Here is a 19,834-nt window from a genome sequence, read left to right on the forward strand (position 1 = left end):
TGCGGACTCTTGATGATTACTGCTGGCGAGTGATGAAGGCGCGAATCCGTTCGGCGGCTTCGACGCATTCGGCCAGGGGGGCAACCAGCGCCATGCGCACACGGCCTGCGCCCGGGTTGACGCCATCGACATCACGGGACAGGTACGAACCCGGCACCACGGTCACGTGCTCTTGCTCAAACAGGTCGCGGCAGAATGCGGCGTCATCACCTTGCACGTTCGGCCACAGATAGAAGCTGCCATCCGGACGCTGCACGTCCATCACCGGGCTGAGAATTTCCAGCACGGCATCGAATTTTTCCCGGTACAGAGCGCGGTTGGCGCGCACGTGGACCTCGTCGTTCCACGCGGCAACGCTGGCCAGTTGGGTTTGTACCGGCATTGCGCAGCCGTGGTAGGTGCGATACAGCAGGAAGCCTTTGAGGATATCGGCGTCGCCGGCAACAAAGCCGGAGCGCAGGCCCGGCAGGTTGGAGCGCTTGGACAGGCTGTGGAACACCACGCAACGCTTGAAGTCCTTGCGGCCCAGTTCGACGCAGGCCGTCAGCAAGCCCGGCGGCGGCGTTTGCTCGTCGAAGTACAACTCGCTGTAGCACTCGTCGGCGGCGATCACGAAGTCGTACTCGTCGGCCAAAGCGATCAGTTTTTTCAGGGCGTCGACCGGGATCAGCGCGCCGGTCGGGTTGCCCGGCGAGCAGAGGAACAGGATCTGGCAACGTTTCCAGATGTCCGGCGAAACGGCATCGAAATCCGGGTTGAAGCCGTTCTCGTCCAGGCACGGCAGGTAGTGCGGCTTGGCCCCGGCGAGGAACGCGGCGCCTTCGTAGATCTGGTAGAACGGGTTCGGGCTGACCACCAACGCATCATCGCCACGGTTGACTACGGTCTGGGTGAACGCGAACAGCGCTTCACGGGTGCCATTGACCGGCAGCACGTTGCGCGCCGGATCGATCCAGCCGCTTGGCACGCCGAAACGACGCTCGCACCAGCCGGCAATGGCCTCGCGCAGGGCGGGGATACCGAGGGTGGTCGGGTAGACGGCCATCTGATCCAGACTGTTGGCCAGCGCTTCGGCGACAAAGCTTGGCGAGCGATGTTTCGGCTCGCCGATCGACAGGGCGATCGGGCGTTTGTCCGGGTTCGGGGTCACGGTGCCGAGCAGGGCGCGGAGCTTTTCGAACGGGTACGGCTGGAGCTGGTTCAGAGCGTTGTTCATTGGGGCTGGGTCTCGTGCAAAGCCATTTGAATCCGGGGCGCCATCAAATACTGAGGCGCGACAGTTTGATATCGGGTTCCTGATTGACGCTCAGTTGCTCAACGATCGCATCCTGCAAACGGCTGCACAGCAACGGGTCGGACAACGGTTGGTTGTGGGCGTCGGTGATGAAGAAGACGTCTTCCACCCGCTCGCCGAGGGTCGCAATCTTGGCGTTCTGCAGCGACAGGTCGAACTCGAGGAAAATCCCGCCGATCCGTGCCAGCAGGCCCGGGCGATCAGGGGCGGTCAACTCCAGCACGGTCACCGGACGCTGCGCATCGTTGTGGATGGTGACCTGCGGCGCAAAGGCGAAATGCTTGAGCTGGCGCGGCACGCGGCGCTGGATGATCGTCGGGTAATCGTCTGGGTTGCGCAGGGCTTCGGTCAGGCCTTCGCGGATCTGCTTGACCCGTGCCGGGTTGTCGCCGATGGATTCGCCTTCGTTGTCGAGCACAATGTAGGTGTCGAGGGTGAACTGGCTGCTCGAAGTGATGACCCGGGCGTCGTGAATGTTCAGGTTGAGCTGATCCATCGCCGCCACGGTCACGGCGAAAAAGTCGTGCTGGTCCGGTGCATAAATGAAGATTTGCGTGCCGCCCTCGAACTCGCGCTGGGTGGTTTCCTTGATCAGTACGAGCGGCCCGCCATCGACCGGTTGCTGCAGGATCGCATCGCTGTGCCAGGCCACGTCGCCGGCGGTGTGGCGCAGGAAATAGTCATCGCCCAATTGCGCCCACAACTGCTCGACGTCGTCCGGGTCGGTGCCACCACGCACCAGAATATCCAGCGCGGCGCTTTGGGTCTGGCGGATCTGCTCTTCGCGGTCCACCGGGTTTTCCAGGCCACGGCGCAAGGCGCGCTTGGTCTCGGTGTAGAGCTGGCGCAACAGGCTGGCGCGCCACGAGTTCCACAGTGTCGGGTTGGTCGCGTTGATGTCGGCCACGGTCAGCACGTAGAGATAGTCGAGGCGGGTTTCATCGCCAACCGCCAAGGCAAAATCGTGGATCACCTGCGGGTCGGACAAGTCCTTGCGCTGGGCGGTGGTCGACATCACCAGATGGTTCTGCACCAGCCAGACAATCAGACGGCTATCCCACACCGGTAACTGATGACGCTGGCAGAACGCCTCGGCATCGACTGCGCCGATCTCCGAGTGATCGCCATGCCGGCCTTTACCGATGTCGTGGTACAGGCCCGCCATGTAGATCAGTTCGGGCTTAGGCAGTTTGGCCATGAGTTTGGCGGCCAGCGGAAATTTCTCCGAGACCTGGGTGTACTGCAATTTGCGCAGGTGCTTGATCAGGTTCAGCGTATGCGCATCGACCGTATAGATGTGAAACAGGTCGTGCTGCATCTGCCCGACGATAAAGCCGAATTCGGGCAGATAACGCCCGAGAATGCCGTAACGGTTCATCCGGCGCAGGTTGCGGTGGATGCCGATCTTGCACTTGAACAGCTCGATGAACAGGCTGGTGTTGCGAATATCGTTGCGGAAGTTGTCGTCGATCAGGTGACGGTTTTCCCGCAGCAATCGAATAGTGTCGGCACGCACGCCTTTGATTTCCGGCTGCTGGGCCATCAGCACGAAGATCTCGAGCATGGCGAATGGCGTGCGGCGGAACACGTTGTCGTTGCGTGCCTCGATATAACCGTCGTGCAACTGGAAGCGTGAGTTGATCGGCTGCGGCGCAGCTTCGTCTTCCGGCGCGAGAATGACTTCCTCGAAGTGCTGGATGATCAGGTCGCTGAGCTGGGCAATGCTCATCACCACACGGAAATATTGCTGCATGAAGTTTTCGACGGCCTGTTTGGCGTCGTCACCTTCAAACCCGAGCAGCCCGGCAATGGTGCGCTGGTGATCGAACAGCAAGCGGTCTTCCGATCGTCCCGCCAGCATGTGCAGGGCGTAGCGCACTTTCCAGAGGAATTCCTGAGAGGAGGCGAGCAGGGCGTTTTCGCTTTCGACCAGGAAGCCTTCGCCGGCGAGGGCGCGCAGGTTCAGGGTGCCGTACTGACGCCGGGCCACCCACAGAATCGTCTGGATATCCCGCAGGCCACCGGGCGAGCCTTTGACGTTGGGTTCCAGGTTGTATTCGGTGTCGTTGTATTTGTGATGACGGGCTTTTTGCTCGGCGCGCTTGGCCAGGAAGAACTCTTTGGCCGGCCACATGTGCGCGGTGCTGGTGACATCGAGCATGCGCTGGCGCAGACGCTCGGGACCGCAGATGGTGCGGCTTTCCATCAGGTTGGTGACGACGGTCAGGTCAGCGCGGGCCTCTTCGGCGCATTCGTCGACCGAGCGCACGCTCTGACCGACTTCCAGGCCGATGTCCCACAGCAGCGTCAGAAAGCGCTCGATGGAGTCGCGGAAAACTTCGTGGTCGGCGCTGTCCAGCAGAATCAGCAAGTCGATGTCGGAATACGGGTGCAGCTCACCGCGACCGTAGCCGCCGACCGCGACCAGCGCGATGTCGGCGTCTTCGCTCCAGTTGAACTGCTCCCAGGCCTTTTGCAGGATGTTGTCGACGAACCAGGCGCGGTCTTCGATCAGGCGGCGGATGTCGCGGCCATTGCGAAAACGCGTGTCGAGCACCTCCCGAGCCTGGCGGATCGCCTTCTTGAACGCCGCGATAGGACTCGCTTTCAGGGCCAGTTCAGCCTGGAACTGGCCGCGGTCGAAGAGTTCGGGATCCACCTGCGGCATCGATTGGCTTTCCTTCTATAAGGCTGGGAGCGTTGTCTGGATCAGGCCGAGACGCGCGGGATGGTGTCATCGGCGCGCAGAGTGAAGATCTCGTAGCCGGTGTCGGTGACCAGCAGGGTGTGTTCCCACTGTGCCGAGAGCTTGCGGTCCTTGGTGATCGCGGTCCAGCCGTCGCCCAGTACTTTGGTGTCGGCCTTGCCCTGGTTGATCATCGGCTCGATGGTGAAGGTCATGCCGGCCTTCAGTTCCATGCCGGTGCCCGCGCGGCCGTAGTGGAGGATCTGCGGCTCTTCGTGGAAGACCTTGCCGATGCCGTGACCGCAGAACTCGCGAACCACCGAGAAACCGTTCTTCTCGGCGTGCTTCTGGATCACTTCGCCGATGTCGCCGAGGCGGCAGCCGGGTTTGACGATCTCGATCGCCTTGTACATGCATTCCTGGGTGATCTGCGACAGACGCTCGGCCCAGACCGGCACTTCGCCGACGTGGAACATGCGGCTGGTGTCGCCGTGGTAGCCGTCTTTGATCACGGTAACGTCGATATTCAGGGTGTCGCCGTTTTTCAGCGGCTTGTCGTTCGGGATACCATGGCAGACCACGTGGTTGATCGAGGTGCAGATCGACTTCGGGTAGCCCTTGTAGTTGAGCGGGGCAGGGATGGCTTGCTGCACGTTGACGATGTAGTCGTGGCAGATCTGGTTCAGCTCATCGGTGGTGACGCCCGGCTTGACATGTTCGGCAATCATTTCCAGCACATCGGCGGCCAGTTTGCCGGCGACACGCATGCCAGCGATGTCCTCGGGAGTTTTGAGGTTGACGGTCATACAGGCTCTCTCTGCGCTCGGCGGCGCTTGCTGATACGGATAGGGTGGCGAGTGTTCGATTGGCGACCCTGAAAAACGCGATTCTAACAGACGCACGGCGCAATTCAGCGCCCGCGTGTATCGCTTCTCTCTATACAATGGTGCGTTCGGGGCCGATTCCAAGGGGCTGCGCCCATGTCCTTGGTGCGAATACAGATTCCGGGTTCCGTTTCTGCGCACCCTGTGGTATAAAATGCGCCGCTTTCCGGGGATACCCCGAAAAGCTTAAATCCACACACGTGTCGACACGATGACCTGGGTGCTTTTGGCTTTATGCCACTGGTTGGTCATTGGGATACGTGGAGGCCAAACCCGACTTATTAAGGAACTATCATGTCCCAAGTCAATATGCGCGATATGCTGAAGGCCGGTGTGCACTTCGGTCACCAAACCCGTTACTGGAATCCGAAAATGGGTAAGTACATTTTCGGCGCGCGTAACAAGATTCACATCATCAACCTTGAAAAAACCCTGCCAATGTTCAACGAAGCTCTGACTTTCGTAGAGCGTCTGGCCCAGGGCAAAAACAAGATTCTGTTCGTCGGCACCAAGCGTTCCGCTGGCAAGATCGTTGCTGAAGAAGCAGCACGTTGCGGTTCGCCGTACGTCGATCACCGCTGGTTGGGCGGCATGCTGACCAACTTCAAAACCATTCGTGCTTCCATCAAGCGTCTGCGTGACCTTGAAGTTCAAGCCGAAGACGGTACTTTCGCCAAGCTGACCAAGAAAGAAGCGCTGATGCGCTCCCGTGACCTGGAAAAGCTGGATCGTTCGCTGGGCGGCATCAAGGACATGGGCGGTCTGCCAGACGCACTGTTCGTGATCGACGTTGACCACGAGCGCATCGCGATCACCGAAGCCAACAAGCTGGGCATCCCGGTAATCGGCGTTGTCGACACCAACAGCAGCCCGGAAGGCGTTGACTACATCATCCCAGGCAACGATGACGCAATCCGCGCTATCCAGCTGTACATGGGTTCGATGGCTGACGCAGTGATCCGTGGTCGCAACAATGTTGCTGGCGGCACTGTAGAATTCGCAGCTGAAGAAACTCAGGCTGCAGCTGAGTAATTAGCGCCCTGGCGTTAACTCAGTAAGCAAAAAGGGGGCTTGGCCCCCTTTTTGCCACCTCGAAAACCATTTGTCGGCAGCGCAGCTACAGCTCCTGTAACGTGCAGCAGCTACAAGGTGGGGCTCGGGAAGAATTGAACGCCCGTTCGATCGGGTGGAATGGTTGAAAACCTATCCAAGAGGAATTTGAAAATGGCAGCAATTACTGCAGCGTTGGTTAAAGAACTGCGCGAGCGTACCGGCGAAGGCATGATGGACTGCAAGAAAGCCCTGGAAAAGGCTGACGGCGACATCGAAAAAGCCATTGATGACATGCGTGCTTCGGGCGCGATCAAGGCTGCGAAAAAGGCTGGCAACGTTGCCGCTGAAGGCGCAATCGCAATCAAGGACGACGGTAAAGCTGCCGTTATCCTGGAAGTGAACTCGCAGACCGACTTCCTGGCCCTGCAAGACGACTTCAAAAACTTCGTTGCTGCCAGCGTTGAAAAAGCCTTCGCTGACAAGCTGACCGACGCTGCTCCGCTGATCGCTTCGCAAGAAGCTGCTCGTGAAGCGCTGGTTGCCAAAGTAGGCGAGAACGTCAACATCCGTCGTCTGACCCGTATCGAAGGTGACGTTGTAGGTTCGTACCTGCATGGCAACAAGATCGGTGTTGTTGTGGCTCTGAAAGGCGGTGACGTCGAGCTGGCCAAAGACATCGCGATGCACGTCGCTGCTAGCAACCCTGAGTTCCTGCTGCCTTCGCAAGTTTCGGCTGAAGCGATCGAGCGTGAAAAAGCTGTGTTCCTGCAGCTGAACGAAGAGAAGATCAAAGGCAAGCCAGAAAACATTGTTGAGAACATGGTCAAAGGCCGTATCAGCAAGTTCCTGGCAGAAGCAAGCCTGGTTGAGCAGGCGTTCGTCAAGAACCCTGAAATCAAGGTTGGCGAGCTGGCCAAGAAAGGCGGCGCAGAAATCGTTTCCTTCACTTACTACAAAGTAGGCGAAGGCATCGAGAAGCCGGTCGACAACTTCGCTGAAGAAGTTGCTGCCCAGCTGGCTGCCGCCAAGCAATAAGACGGTTTTTCAACTGTCGCCCGAAAGAGGCTGCCCGCTTACGCGCGCAGCCTCTTTTCAGATGGGGTTGCCAATTTTTAATTGGTTTCCACTTGGAACTGACTTACAAAGCCATGTTCCGATGGCGCTGAAGCAGCGCCAAGCTAGAGTGAACGCCAGCTGTAAACAGCTCGCAAAGAATTTTTAAATACGCCGCAGGAGAGATTCGCAATGGCTCAGCAGGGCAGTGGTTATCAGGCTCGCTATAAACGCATTCTACTCAAGCTTAGCGGCGAGGCCCTGATGGGCTCGGAAGAGTTCGGGATCGATCCAAAAGTGCTGGATCGGATGGCGCTGGAAGTCGGCCAACTGGTCGGCATCGGCGTACAGGTCGGTCTGGTGATCGGTGGTGGCAACCTGTTCCGTGGCGAAGCGTTGAGCAAAGCCGGTATGGATCGGGTGACAGGTGACCACATGGGCATGCTGGCCACTGTGATGAACGCCCTGGCCATGCGCGACGCGCTGGAGCGTGCCAATATCTCGGCCATCGTGATGTCGGCCATTTCCATGGTGGGCGTGACCGATCACTATGATCGCCGCAAAGCCATGCGCCACCTGAACTCCAAAGACGTCGTGATCTTCGCTGCCGGTACCGGCAACCCGTTCTTCACCACGGATTCGGCAGCCTGCCTGCGTGCAATCGAAATCGATGCCGATGTCGTGCTCAAGGCGACCAAGGTCGATGGCGTCTACACCGCTGACCCGTTCAAAGACCCGCATGCCGAGAAGTTCGATCATCTGACTTATGATGAAGTACTGGATCGCAAGCTGGGCGTTATGGATCTGACCGCTATTTGCCTGTGCCGCGACCACAAAATGCCGCTGCGCGTATTCAACATGAACAAGCCCGGTGCCCTGCTGAACATCGTCCATGGCGGCGCTGAAGGCACCCTGATCGAGGAAGGTCAACAATGATCAACGAAATCAAAAAAGACGCTCAAGAGCGCATGCAGAAATCCCTGGACTCTCTGATCCACGCCTTTGGTCAGATTCGTACCGGCAAGGCTCACCCAAGCATTCTGGGTAGCGTGATGGTGCCGTACTACGGCGCAGACACTTCCATCACCCAAGTGGCCAATATCACTGTAAAAGACTCGCGCACCCTGCAAGTCGTTGCCTTCGAGCGCAACATGCTCGCCGCAGTCGACAAGGCAATCCAGAGCGCTGGTCTGAACCTCAACCCGACCAACCTGGGCGAGTTGTTGCTGATCTCCATGCCTGCCCTGACTGAAGAAACCCGCAAGGGCTTCACCAAGCAGGCGCGCAGTGCTGCCGAAGACGCGCGTGTTGCCGTGCGCAACATTCGTCGTGACGCTTTGGGTGAGCTGAAGAAACTGGTCAAGGACAAAGAAATCAGCGAAGACGAAGAACGTCGTGCTGCTGCCGATATTCAGAAAATCACCGACAAGGCTGAAGCTGATATCGACGCGGCTACCAAGCAAAAAGAAGCGGATCTGATGGCCGTATAAGGTTCGAGCTTTTAATGGACAAGACCAAGCAGACTGCGCCGTCCGCGGTGCCGCGCCATGTCGCGATCATCATGGATGGCAACAATCGCTGGGCGAAAAAACGCTTTATGCCGGGTGTCGCCGGGCATAAAGCGGGTGTGGATGCTGTGCGGGCCGTCATCGAGGTGTGCGCCGAGGCCAAGGTCGAGGTGCTCACCCTGTTCGCGTTTTCCAGTGAAAACTGGCAGCGCCCGGCCGATGAAGTCAGTGCCTTGATGGATCTGTTCTTCAAGGCATTGCGTCGTGAGGCCAAGCGCCTCAACGACAACAACATTAGCCTGCGCATCATTGGCGATCGTTCACGCTTTCATCCGGAGCTTCAGGCAGCAATGCGTGAAGCTGAAGCGATGACGGCGGGTGCCAACCGTTTCATCCTGCAAATCGCCGCCAATTACGGCGGTCAGTGGGATATTGCACAGGCTGCCCAGCGTCTGGCGCGTGAAGTTCAGGCTGGGCACCTGCGCCCGGAAGACATCACCCCGGATCTGCTGCAAACCTGTCTGGCGACCGGCGATCTGCCATTGCCGGACCTGTGCATCCGTACCGGTGGCGAACACCGCATCAGCAACTTCTTGCTGTGGCAACTGGCTTACGCCGAGTTGTACTTCTCCGACCTGTTCTGGCCGGACTTCAAACACGATGCCATGCGTAATGCGCTGGCCGATTTCGCTTCGCGCCAGCGTCGCTTCGGTAAAACGAGCGAACAGGTCGAAGCTGGAGCCCGGGTTTAATGCTTAAACAACGAATCATCACTGCGCTGATCCTGCTGCCGATCGCCTTGTGCGGTTTTTTCTTGCTCGAAGGTTCGGGTTTTGCCCTGTTCATCGGTCTGGTCGTGAGTCTGGGGGCTTGGGAATGGGCGCGTCTGGCGGGATTTACCGCTCAATCGTTCCGCGTCGGGTATGCTGCGGTCGTCGCATTGATGTTGTTCGTCATGTATGTACTGCCGGGCCTGGCACCGTGGGTGCTGGGGGCTTCGGTGCTCTGGTGGGCGGTGGCGACTTACCTTGTGCTGACGTATCCGCGTTCCAGCGAGCATTGGTCCACGGCTGCCACCAAACTGGTCATTGGCTTGCTGATTCTGTTGCCGGCCTGGCAGGGTTTGGTGCAGATCAAGCAGTACCCGCTAGGTAACTGGCTGATCATGGCGGTGATGGTGTTGGTCTGGGGTGCCGATATTGGTGCTTACTTCTCCGGGCGCAAATTCGGCAAGCGCAAGCTCGCCCCGCAAGTCAGTCCGGGTAAAAGCTGGGAAGGCGTGTACGGTGGTCTGGTGCTGAGTCTGCTGATTACCGCCATTGTCGCGTTTGTCCGCGACTGGACCGTCGCCGAGTTGCTTAAAGGCTTGATTGGCGCTGCGCTGATCGTCTTCATCTCCGTGGTTGGCGATCTGACCGAAAGCATGTTCAAGCGTCAGTCCGGTATCAAGGACAGCAGTAATCTGCTGCCCGGTCATGGCGGCGTGCTTGATCGTATCGACAGTCTGACCGCGGCCATTCCGGTCTTCGCCGTGCTGCTGTGGATGGCTGCACCGTGAGTCGCCCACAACAGATTACCGTTTTGGGTGCGACGGGCTCGATCGGCCTGAGCACACTCGATGTCATTGCTCGTCATCCTGAGCGTTATCAGGTTTTCGCGTTGAGTGGTTTCACGCGTTTGAGCGAGCTTTTCGCCTTGTGCGTGCGCCACGTGCCGCAATTCGCTGTGGTGCCCGAGGCAACTGCCGCGCGCAGTTTGCAGGACGATTTGCGTGCCGCCGGTTTGCCGACCCGCGTATTAGTAGGGGAGGAGGGCCTGTGTCAGGTCGCTGCTGCTCCGGAAGTCGACGCGGTGATGGCAGCAATCGTTGGTGCAGCAGGGCTGCGTCCGACCTTGGCGGCCGTTGAAGCGGGCAAGAAGATTCTTCTGGCCAATAAAGAGGCGCTGGTGATGTCCGGCGCCTTGTTCATGCAAGCGGTGCGCAAGAGCGGTTCAGTACTGCTGCCGATCGACAGCGAACACAACGCGATTTTCCAGTGCATGCCACAGGATTTTGCTCGTGGATTGAGCTCGGTCGGTGTCCGTCGGATTTTACTCACGGCCTCTGGTGGTCCGTTCCGACAGACGCCCATGAGTGAATTGGCGCATGTTTCACCTGATCAGGCGTGTGCGCACCCTAACTGGTCCATGGGGCGCAAGATTTCGGTCGATTCGGCCAGCATGATGAATAAAGGTCTTGAACTGATCGAGGCTTGTTGGTTGTTTGATGCAAAGCCTTCGCAGGTCGAGGTGGTGATTCACCCGCAGAGCGTGATTCACTCGCTGGTCGATTATGTCGACGGTTCGGTACTGGCGCAGTTGGGCAATCCCGATATGCGTACGCCGATTGCCAATGCCCTAGCCTGGCCGGAGCGCATTGATTCCGGTGTAGCACCGCTGGATCTGTTCGCCGTCGCGCGTCTGGATTTCGAGGCGCCGGATGAAGAGCGCTTCCCTTGCCTGCGTCTGGCGCGGCAAGCTGCCGAGGCTGGCGACAGCGCTCCGGCGATGCTCAATGCGGCCAATGAAGTGGCGGTGGCGGCGTTTCTCGACGGACGGGTCCGTTACCTGGAAATCGCGAGTATCATCGAGGAAGTCTTGAACCTCGAGCCGGTTGTTGCATTGGCAGATCTCGAGGCCGTGTTTACGGCTGATGCCAAGGCGCGAGTCCTGGCTGAGCAATGGTTGAAGCGTCACGCTCGATAAAACTTGCAACACAATGGCTACACGCGGCACTGAACAGGATTGCGGAGAAAGTAGATGAGCGCGCTCTATATGATTGCCGGCACCCTGATCGCCTTGGGTGTGCTGGTCACCTTTCACGAATTCGGCCACTTCTGGGTCGCGCGTCGCTGTGGCGTCAAGGTTCTGCGCTTTTCCGTAGGCTTCGGCATGCCGTTGCTGCGCTGGCATGACAAGCAAGGCACCGAATTTGTAATCGCGGCGATACCGTTGGGTGGCTACGTCAAGATGCTCGATGAGCGCGAAGGCGAAGTGCCAGTCGATCAGCTTGACCAGTCGTTCAACCGCAAATCCGTGCGTCAACGTATCGCCATTGTTGCCGCCGGGCCCATTGCCAACTTCCTGTTGGCGTTGGTGTTCTTTTGGGTATTGGCCATGCTCGGCAGCGAGCAGATTCGCCCGGTCATTGGTGCAGTTGAGTCCGGCAGTATCGCCGCCAGTGCCGGTTTGAACGCTGGTCAGGAAATTGTTGCTGTAGATGGTGAGCCGACTACCGGTTGGGCTGCCGTCAATCTGCAATTGGTCCGGCGCCTTGGTGAAAGCGGTTCTCTGCAGTTGCTGGTGCGTGAGCAGGGTTCGACTGCGGATACGCCGCGTGAGCTGAAGCTCGATAACTGGCTCAAAGGTGCTGATGAGCCGGACCCGATTCGCTCTCTGGGTATTCGTCCTTGGCGCCCGGCTCTGCCGCCGGTGTTGGCCGAGCTTGATCCGAAAGGTCCGGCCCAGGCCGCTGGCCTGAAGACTGGTGATCGCCTGTTGGCACTCGACGGCCAGGCGCTGAATGACTGGCAACAAGTGGTCGATACCGTTCGTACGCGTCCTGATACCAAAATCATGCTGCGCATCGAGCGTGACAGTGCTCAAATCGACGTCCCTGTGACTCTGGCAGCGCGCGGTGAAAGCAAATCGCCAAGCGGATATCTGGGCGCGGGTGTGAAAGCTGTCGACTGGCCGCCGGAGATGATCCGCGAGGTCAGTTATGGGCCGTTGGCCGCGATTGGCGAGGGCGCCCGTCGCACTTGGACCATGAGCATTCTGACGCTCGATTCACTGAAGAAAATGCTGTTCGGCGAGCTCTCGGTAAAAAACTTGAGTGGACCGATAACCATTGCTAAAGTGGCGGGCGCTTCTGCCCAGTCGGGCGTTGCTGATTTCCTGAATTTCCTTGCTTATCTGAGTATTAGCCTGGGGGTTCTGAATTTGCTGCCCATTCCTGTACTGGATGGGGGGCATTTGTTGTTTTATCTGATCGAGTGGGCGCGTGGTCGTCCCTTGTCGGATCGGGTGCAAGGTTGGGGGATACAGATCGGTATCAGTTTGGTGGTCGGGGTGATGTTGCTTGCTCTGGTCAACGATCTGGGTCGACTGTAACGCTTCGCTGAATTGCGAATCTGCCGCATTTTGCGGCAGTTTGTTTATTGCCAGTTGGAATAAGAAAGGACTTCATGAAACGTCTGCTGCTAACTGCGGTTCTCACCGTATTGATGATCGCCGAAGTTCACGCCGAGTCCTTCACTATCTCTGATATTCGCGTCAATGGCCTCCAGCGGGTCTCCGCGGGTAGCGTCTTTGGTGCCTTGCCGTTGAACGTCGGTGAGCAGGCGGATGATCGTCGCCTGGTGGAATCCACTCGTGCGTTGTTCAAAACCGGTTTCTTTCAAGATATCCAGCTGGGCCGCGAAGGCAACGTTCTGGTAATCACGGTCGTCGAGCGTCCGTCGGTCGCCAGTATCGAAATCGAAGGCAACAAGGCGATCTCGACTGAAGACCTGATGAAAGGTCTCAAGCAATCCGGTCTGGCCGAAGGCGAGATCTTCCAGCGCGCCACCCTTGAAGGCGTGCGTAACGAACTGCAACGTCAGTACGTCGCGCAAGGTCGCTACTCGGCTACGGTCGATACCGAAGTGGTATCGCAACCGCGTAACCGCGTCGGCCTGAAAGTGAAGATCAACGAAGGTACCGTTGCGGCGATTCAGCACATCAACGTGGTGGGCAACACGGTTTTCCCTGAGGAAGACCTGACCGACCTGTTCGAACTGAAGACCACCAACTGGCTGTCGTTCTTCAAGAACGATGACAAGTACGCCCGTGAAAAACTGTCCGGTGACCTGGAGCGTCTGCGTTCCTACTACCTGGATCGTGGCTATATCAATATGGATATCGCTTCGACTCAGGTGTCGATCACTCCGGACAAGAAACACGTCTACATCACTGTCAACGTCACCGAAGGCGAGAAGTACACCGTTCGTGACGTCAAGCTCAGTGGTGATCTGAAAGTCCCTGAAGATCAGGTCAAGTCCCTGCTGCTGGTGCAGAAGGGTCAGGTGTTCTCGCGCAAGCTGATGACCACCACGTCCGAGCTGATCACTCGTCGTCTGGGTAACGAGGGTTACACCTTCGCCAACGTCAACGGCGTACCTCAGCCGCACGATGAAGATCACACTGTCGATATCCTGTTCGCTGTTGATCCGGGCAAGCGTGCCTACGTCAACCGCATCAACTTCCGTGGCAACACCAAGTCCGAAGACGAAGTGCTGCGTCGTGAAATGCGTCAGATGGAAGGCGGCTGGGCTTCGACTTACCTGATCGACCAGTCCAAGACCCGTCTTGAGCGTCTCGGCTTCTTTAAAGAAGTGAACGTTGAAACTCCGGCTGTTCCGGGTGTCGACGACCAGGTAGATGTTAACTACAGCGTTGAAGAACAGGCTTCCGGTTCGATTACCGCCAGCGTCGGTTTCGCCCAGAGCGCCGGTCTGATCCTCGGTGGTTCGATCACTCAGAACAACTTCCTGGGTACCGGTAACCGCGTCAGCATCGGCCTGACTCGCAGCGAATACCAGAGCCGCTACAACTTCGGTTACGTTGACCCGTACTGGACCGCCGATGGCGTGAGCCTGGGTTACAACGCGTTCTATCGCACCACTGACTACAAAGACCTCGACGTCGACGTAGCGAGCTATGCGGTAGACAGCCTGGGCGCCGGCGTAAACGTTGGCTACCCGATCAGCGAGACTTCGCGTCTGACGTTTGGTCTGTCGGTTCAGCAGGACGAGATCAAGACCGGTACCTATACCGTTGACGAGATTTTCGACTTCGTGAACAAGGAAGGCGACAAGTACCTGAACTTCAAGGCTTCGGCCGGCTGGTCCGAGTCCACCCTGAACAAAGGCGTACTGCCGACCCGTGGTCGTTCCCAGAGTCTGACCCTGGAAACCACAGTGCCGGGCAGCGACCTGTCGTTCTACAAACTTGATTACCGCGGTCAGCTGTTCCAGCCGATCAGCGAGAACTACACCCTGCGTCTGCACACAGAGCTGGGTTATGGCGACGGATACGGCGGAACCGATGGCTTGCCATTCTATGAAAACTACTATGCTGGTGGTTTCAACTCGGTTCGTGGCTTCAAGGACAGTACCCTCGGCCCGCGCAGTACGCCGAGCCGTGGTACCAACCCGGGTACATTGGCTGACCCGGACCAGGATCCACTGCCGTTCGGTGGTAACGTCCTGATCCAGGGTGGTGTCGAGGTTCTGTTCCCGCTGCCGTTCGTGAAAGATCAGCGTTCCCTGCGTACTTCTGTTTTCTGGGATGTGGGTAACGTATTTGACTCGCAGTGCAAGGACACTACCAATGCGAACGGCTCGACGTCGAACACCAAGTGCAACGACATCAGCTTGAGCAACATGGCCAGTTCCGTTGGTGTGGGTGTGACCTGGGTCACCGCACTGGGTCCTCTGAGCTTCGCGTTGGCCATGCCGATCAAGAAGCCGGATGAGGCTGAAACTCAAGTGTTCCAATTCTCCCTCGGCCAGACGTTCTAAGCGTCTGACCCAAGATAACGACAATGGATTTTGTAGGAGTGCATCGTGCGTAAGTTGACTCAATTGGTTCTCCTGGCCTCCTTGATGGTGGCAGGCCCGGCATTTGCCGACATGAAAATTGCCGTTCTGAACTATCAGATGGCCTTGCTGGAATCCGACGCGGCGAAGAAATATGCCGTGGATGCCGAGAAGAAGTTCGGTCCGCAACTGACCAAACTGAAGACGCTGGAAAGCAGCGCCAAAGGCATTCAGGACCGTCTGATGGCCGGTGGCGACAAAATGCAGCAAGGTGAGCGTGAGCGTCTGGAGCTGGAATTCAAGCAAAAGGCCCGTGACTTCCAGTTCCAGTCCAAAGAGCTGAACGAAGCCAAAGCTGTTGCCGACCGCGAAATGCTCAAGCAGCTGAAGCCGAAACTGGATAGCGCAGTGGAAGAAGTCATCAAGAAAGGTGGTTTTGACCTGGTGTTCGAGCGTGGCGCAGTGATTGATGTCAAACCTCAGTACGACATCACGCGCCAGGTTATCGAGCGCATGAATCAGCTGAAGTAACCCATGACCGTGACTATCAAACTCGGCCAGTTGGCCGAGTTCCTCGGCGCCACCCTGCGTGGCGACCCTGAGAAGCAAATTACTGGGCTAGCCACTTTGCAAGAGGCTGGCCCAGCTCAGTTGAGCTTTCTGGCAAACCCTCAATATCGCAAATACCTGGCGGGCTCGCAGGCAGCTGCATTGCTGCTCAAAGAAGCTGATGCCGAAGGTTTTGCCGGTAATGCGTTGGTCGTGCCTGATCCTTACCTGGCTTACGCGCGTATCTCTCATCTGTTCGATCCCAAGCCAAAAGCCACTGCGGGTATCCATCCTTCAGCGGTCATTGCGGCGGACGCGGTGGTTGATGCAACCGCCAGCATCGGTCCTTTCGTAGTGATCGAGGCCGGCGCACGCGTTGGTGCGCACGTGACGCTGGGTGCGCATTGTGTCGTCGGTGCCCGCAGCGAAATCGGCGAAGGCGGCTGGCTCGCGCCGCGCGTGACGCTGTATCACGACGTGCGCGTCGGTAAGCGTGTGGTGATTCAGTCCGGTGCTGTGCTCGGGGGTGAAGGCTTCGGCTTCGCCAACGAAAAAGGCATCTGGCAGAAAATTGCTCAGATCGGTGGTGTGACTATCGGCGACGATGTCGAGATTGGCGTGAACACCGCCATCGACCGCGGCGCTCTGGCCGATACCGTGATTGGCAATGGCGTGAAGCTCGACAACCAGATCCAGATCGCCCACAACGTTCAGGTCGGTGATCACACCGCCATGGCGGCGTGCGTCGGGATCTCCGGCAGCACTAAAATCGGCAAGCATTGCATGCTCGCCGGCGGTGTCGGTCTGGTCGGCCACATTGATATTTGCGACAACGTTTTCCTGACCGGGATGACCATGGTGACCCACTCGATTACCGAGCCGGGTGCCTATTCTTCCGGTACAGCCATGCAACCGGCGGCCGAATGGCGCAAAAGCGCGGCCCGCATCCGTCAGCTCGATGACATCGCGCGACGTTTGAAACAGCTGGAAAAGCGCGTAGGGGAAGTGACCCCTGACGGCAATGCTTCATCTGATGGCTGATACCATTTCCATATCAAGTGTGCACAGCCTCTAGACTGCCTCCTTGATTTGCTAGAGGAGTGCGCGTCAGTCGCGCTCCCAATCTTTACATAGGCTTCCCCCGAAATGATGGACATCAACGAGATTCGCGAATACCTGCCTCACCGTTACCCGTTCCTGCTGGTGGACCGGGTGGTGGAACTGGACACTGAAGGCAAGCGCATTCGCGCCTACAAGAATGTCAGCATCAATGAACCGTTCTTCAATGGTCACTTCCCGGCGCATCCAATCATGCCGGGCGTGCTGATCATCGAAGCGATGGCTCAGGCTGCCGGGATCCTCGGTTTCAAAATGCTTGATGTGAAGCCTGCCGACGGCACCCTGTATTACTTCGTCGGTTCCGACAAGCTGCGCTTCCGCCAGCCGGTGTTGCCGGGCGATCAACTGATCCTTGAAGCCAAGTTCATCAGCTGCAAGCGTCAGATCTGGAAGTTCGAATGCCAGGCTTCGGTCGACGGCAAACCAGTCTGCTCCGCTGAAATCATCTGCGCGGAACGCAAGCTATGAGTTTGATTGACCCTCGCGCAATCATCGATCCGTCAGCCGTTCTGGCTGATGGCGTCGAGGTCGGCCCGTGGTCGATCATCGGCGCAGGTGTGGAAATCGGCGAGGGTACCGTGATCGGGCCGCATGTAATCCTCAAAGGCCCGACCCGCATCGGCAAGCACAATCGCATCTACCAGTTTTCTTCGGTAGGCGAAGACACGCCTGATCTGAAGTACAAGGGTGAAGAAACCCGTCTGGTGATCGGTGACCACAACGTCATCCGCGAAGGCGTGACGATTCACCGCGGCACCGTGCAGGACCGTTCGGAAACCACGTTGGGCGATCACAATCTGATCATGGCCTATGCGCACATCGGTCACGACAGCGTCATCGGCAACCACTGCATTCTGGTCAACAACACCGCGTTGGCTGGCCATGTGCACGTGGATGACTGGGCGATCCTCTCCGGGTTTACTCTGGTTCACCAGTATTGCCATATCGGCGCCCACAGCTTTTCCGGCATGGGCACTGCCATCGGCAAGGACGTTCCGGCGTTCGTCACCGTGTTCGGCAACCCGGCTGAAGCGCGCAGCATGAACTTCGAGGGCATGCGCCGTCGTGGTTTCAGCGAGGACGCGATCCACACGCTGCGTCGCGCTTACAAAACCGTCTATCGCCAAGGCCTCACGGTCGAACAGGCGTTGGCCGAGCTGGCCGAGCCTGCTGCGCAGTTCCCGGAAGTTGCGATATTCCGTGACTCCATCCAGTCGTCGACTCGCGGCATCACTCGCTGATCATGGCCAATTTGCGTATTGCGCTGGTGGCGGGTGAAGCTTCCGGTGACATTCTCGGCGCCGGCCTCATGCGCGCGCTCAAGGCTCAACATCCGGCGGTCGAGTTCATCGGCGTCGGTGGTCCGTTGATGCAGGCTGAAGGCCTGACTTCCTACTTTCCCATGGAACGCTTGTCGGTCATGGGCCTGGTGGAAGTCCTCGGTCGTTTGCGCGAACTGCTCAAGCGCCGCAAAGACCTGATCGCTACGTTGATCGCCAAGAAGCCGGACGTGTTCATCGGTATCGACGCGCCGGACTTCAACCTCAATATCGAACTTAAGCTGCGTCAGGCCGGGATCAAAACCGTGCATTACGTCAGCCCGTCGGTTTGGGCGTGGCGCCAGAAGCGCGTGCTGAAGATCCGCGAAGGCTGCGATCTGATGCTGACCTTGCTGCCGTTCGAAGCAAAATTCTACGAAGAGAAAGGCGTGCCGGTGCGGTTCGTCGGTCACACCCTGGCCGATACCATTCCGCTGGAAGCTGATCGCGCTGCGGCGCGTGCCGAACTGGGCTTGCCCGACGGCCCGCTGGTGGCGTTGATGCCCGGCAGCCGTGGCGGCGAAGTGTCCCGGTTGGGGGCGTTGTTCCTCGATGCCGCTGAGCGCCTGCGTGCGCTGCGCCCGGGTTTGCGCTTTGTCATCCCGTGCGCCAACCCGGAGCGCCGCGCGCAACTTGAAGAGCTGCTTGCCGGTCGCGATCTGCCGGTGACCCTGCTCGATGGCAAATCCCATCTGGCTCTGGCCGCGTGCAACGCCGTGTTGATCGCCTCCGGCACCGCGACCCTTGAAGCGCTGTTGTACAAGCGGCCGATGGTGGTGGCGTACCGCCTGGCACCGCTGACGTTCTGGATTCTGAAACGCATGGTCAAGAGCCCGTACGTGTCCTTGCCGAACCTGCTGGCCCAACGTCTGCTGGTCCCGGAATTGTTGCAGGATGATGCGACGGTCGAAGCACTGGCGCAGACGCTGTCGCCATTGATCGAGGGCGGCGAAGAGCAGACCCGCGGTTTCGACGAGATCCATCGCACGCTGCGCCTGGACGCTTCCAATCAGGCGGCGGACGCCGTCCTTAACCTGATCGGTCAGAATCGATGAGCAAGACAAGCATACAGATGGGCCTGGATTTCACCCTGGTCGCCGAAGTCGAAGAGCTGGTTGCCGGCGTCGATGAAGTCGGTCGTGGCCCATTGTGCGGCGCGGTGGTGACGGCGGCGGTGATCCTCGATCCGAACCGGCCGATCCTCGGGCTTAACGACTCGAAGAAGCTCACCGAAGCCAAGCGCGAAAAGCTCTACGACGAAATCATCGAGAAGTCCCTGAGCTGGTGCATCGCCCGCGCCGAAGTCGAAGAAATCGACGAGCTGAATATTTTGCACGCGACCATGCTGGCCATGCAGCGCGCGGTTGCCGGGCTGCACATCCAGCCGAAACTGGCGATGATCGACGGCAACCGCTGCCCGCAACTGCCGATGCGCGCCGAAGCGGTCGTGCAGGGCGACGGCAAGGTTCCAGCCATCGCTGCCGCATCGATTCTGGCCAAGGTCAGCCGCGACCGCGAAATGGCCGCCTTCGAATTGATCTACCCGGGTTACGGCATCGGTGGCCATAAAGGCTATCCGACGCCCGTTCATCTGGAAGCGTTGGTGCGCCTTGGCCCGACGCCGATTCACCGGCGCTCGTTCGCCCCGGTGCGTCTGGCTTACGAAGCGCTGGAAGGTCTGACGCAGGTTTAGTCGCCAGGCTGATGTTTTGTTCGAGGCCCGGTACAATCCGGGCCTTGTTGTCTCTA

At 58.5% G+C, this 19,834-nt stretch carries 18 protein-coding genes; 15 read left to right on the top strand and 3 right to left on the bottom strand.

Translation table 11 applies throughout. The annotated features are described in order from the left end of the window. Window positions 1-16: 16 nt before the first annotated feature. From dapC to map, 3 genes are read right to left on the bottom strand one after another with little or no spacing between them, the layout of a single operon-like run. Window positions 17-1,216, bottom strand: a complete 1,200-nt coding sequence (gene dapC / locus LOY43_RS05620) for a succinyldiaminopimelate transaminase (protein ID WP_095126487.1) — start codon at window positions 1,214-1,216, stop codon at window positions 17-19. A 43-nt stretch (window positions 1,217-1,259) separates the two neighbouring features. After that, window positions 1,260-3,962, bottom strand: coding sequence for a [protein-PII] uridylyltransferase (locus LOY43_RS05625; RefSeq protein ID WP_093436598.1), 2,703 nt, complete (start codon window positions 3,960-3,962; stop codon window positions 1,260-1,262). 41 nt (window positions 3,963-4,003) lie between these two features. Next, window positions 4,004-4,786: a type I methionyl aminopeptidase gene (gene map, locus LOY43_RS05630; protein ID WP_007908857.1), complete on the bottom strand. Its 783-nt coding sequence runs from the start codon at window positions 4,784-4,786 to the stop codon at window positions 4,004-4,006. A 372-nt stretch (window positions 4,787-5,158) separates the two neighbouring features. Between map and rpsB the strand changes: the two genes are divergently transcribed. From rpsB to rnhB, 15 genes are all read left to right on the top strand, one after another. Continuing rightward, entirely contained in the window at window positions 5,159-5,896 is a 738-nt protein-coding gene (rpsB, locus tag LOY43_RS05635; RefSeq protein WP_003222119.1) for a 30S ribosomal protein S2, read from the top strand. 192 nt (window positions 5,897-6,088) lie between these two features. After that, window positions 6,089-6,952 (top strand): translation elongation factor Ts, encoded by an 864-nt coding sequence (gene tsf, locus LOY43_RS05640; protein ID WP_093436595.1) that lies wholly within the window; start codon window positions 6,089-6,091, stop codon window positions 6,950-6,952. A gap of 210 nt (window positions 6,953-7,162) precedes the next feature. Further along, window positions 7,163-7,906: a UMP kinase gene (gene pyrH, locus LOY43_RS05645; protein WP_003222124.1), complete on the top strand. Its 744-nt coding sequence runs from the start codon at window positions 7,163-7,165 to the stop codon at window positions 7,904-7,906. Beyond that, window positions 7,903-8,460, top strand: a complete 558-nt coding sequence (gene frr, locus LOY43_RS05650; RefSeq protein ID WP_095050399.1) for a ribosome recycling factor — start codon at window positions 7,903-7,905, stop codon at window positions 8,458-8,460. The genes pyrH and frr overlap by 4 nt, the downstream gene beginning before the upstream one ends. A 14-nt stretch (window positions 8,461-8,474) precedes the next feature. Next, entirely contained in the window at window positions 8,475-9,230 is a 756-nt protein-coding gene (gene uppS / locus LOY43_RS05655; protein ID WP_007908854.1) for a polyprenyl diphosphate synthase, read from the top strand. After that, the gene (locus LOY43_RS05660; protein ID WP_093436592.1) at window positions 9,230-10,036 is read left to right on the top strand and encodes a phosphatidate cytidylyltransferase; all 807 of its coding nucleotides are present in this window, start codon (window positions 9,230-9,232) and stop codon (window positions 10,034-10,036) included. The genes uppS and LOY43_RS05660 overlap by 1 nt, the downstream gene beginning before the upstream one ends. Next, window positions 10,033-11,223, top strand: coding sequence for a 1-deoxy-D-xylulose-5-phosphate reductoisomerase (gene ispC, locus LOY43_RS05665; RefSeq protein WP_095050400.1), 1,191 nt, complete (start codon window positions 10,033-10,035; stop codon window positions 11,221-11,223). Before LOY43_RS05660 ends, ispC begins: the two co-directional genes overlap by 4 nt. Window positions 11,224-11,277: 54 nt before the next feature. Further along, a complete protein-coding gene (gene rseP / locus LOY43_RS05670; RefSeq protein ID WP_258709321.1) occupies window positions 11,278-12,630 on the top strand; it encodes a sigma E protease regulator RseP in 1,353 nt (450 codons plus the stop codon). Between the two features lie 74 nt (window positions 12,631-12,704). Further along, complete coding sequence (gene bamA / locus LOY43_RS05675; RefSeq protein WP_258709322.1) at window positions 12,705-15,080, top strand: outer membrane protein assembly factor BamA; 2,376 nt, start codon at window positions 12,705-12,707, stop codon at window positions 15,078-15,080. Between the two features lie 45 nt (window positions 15,081-15,125). Beyond that, on the top strand, window positions 15,126-15,629 hold the full coding sequence (locus LOY43_RS05680) for an OmpH family outer membrane protein (RefSeq protein ID WP_007908849.1): 504 nt from the start codon (window positions 15,126-15,128) through the stop codon (window positions 15,627-15,629). A gap of 3 nt (window positions 15,630-15,632) precedes the next feature. Beyond that, on the top strand, window positions 15,633-16,688 hold the full coding sequence (gene lpxD, locus LOY43_RS05685; RefSeq protein WP_258709323.1) for a UDP-3-O-(3-hydroxymyristoyl)glucosamine N-acyltransferase: 1,056 nt from the start codon (window positions 15,633-15,635) through the stop codon (window positions 16,686-16,688). A gap of 105 nt (window positions 16,689-16,793) precedes the next feature. Then, entirely contained in the window at window positions 16,794-17,234 is a 441-nt protein-coding gene (gene fabZ / locus LOY43_RS05690) for a 3-hydroxyacyl-ACP dehydratase FabZ (RefSeq protein ID WP_003222142.1), read from the top strand. Next, window positions 17,231-18,007: an acyl-ACP--UDP-N-acetylglucosamine O-acyltransferase gene (lpxA, locus tag LOY43_RS05695; RefSeq protein ID WP_007908847.1), complete on the top strand. Its 777-nt coding sequence runs from the start codon at window positions 17,231-17,233 to the stop codon at window positions 18,005-18,007. The genes fabZ and lpxA overlap by 4 nt, the downstream gene beginning before the upstream one ends. Window positions 18,008-18,009: 2 nt before the next feature. Then, window positions 18,010-19,140, top strand: coding sequence for a lipid-A-disaccharide synthase (gene lpxB / locus LOY43_RS05700; RefSeq protein ID WP_258709324.1), 1,131 nt, complete (start codon window positions 18,010-18,012; stop codon window positions 19,138-19,140). 11 nt (window positions 19,141-19,151) lie between these two features. Further along, window positions 19,152-19,778 carry a ribonuclease HII gene (gene rnhB / locus LOY43_RS05705; RefSeq protein ID WP_053117640.1) on the top strand — a complete coding sequence of 209 codons (627 nt, stop codon included), beginning with the start codon at window positions 19,152-19,154 and terminating at the stop codon, window positions 19,776-19,778. Window positions 19,779-19,834: the final 56 nt, after the last annotated feature.

Origin of the sequence: Pseudomonas sp. B21-041 (genome assembly GCF_024748675.1) — a bacterium.
GTDB classification, from domain to species: Bacteria; Pseudomonadota; Gammaproteobacteria; order Pseudomonadales; family Pseudomonadaceae; genus Aquipseudomonas; species Aquipseudomonas neuropathica.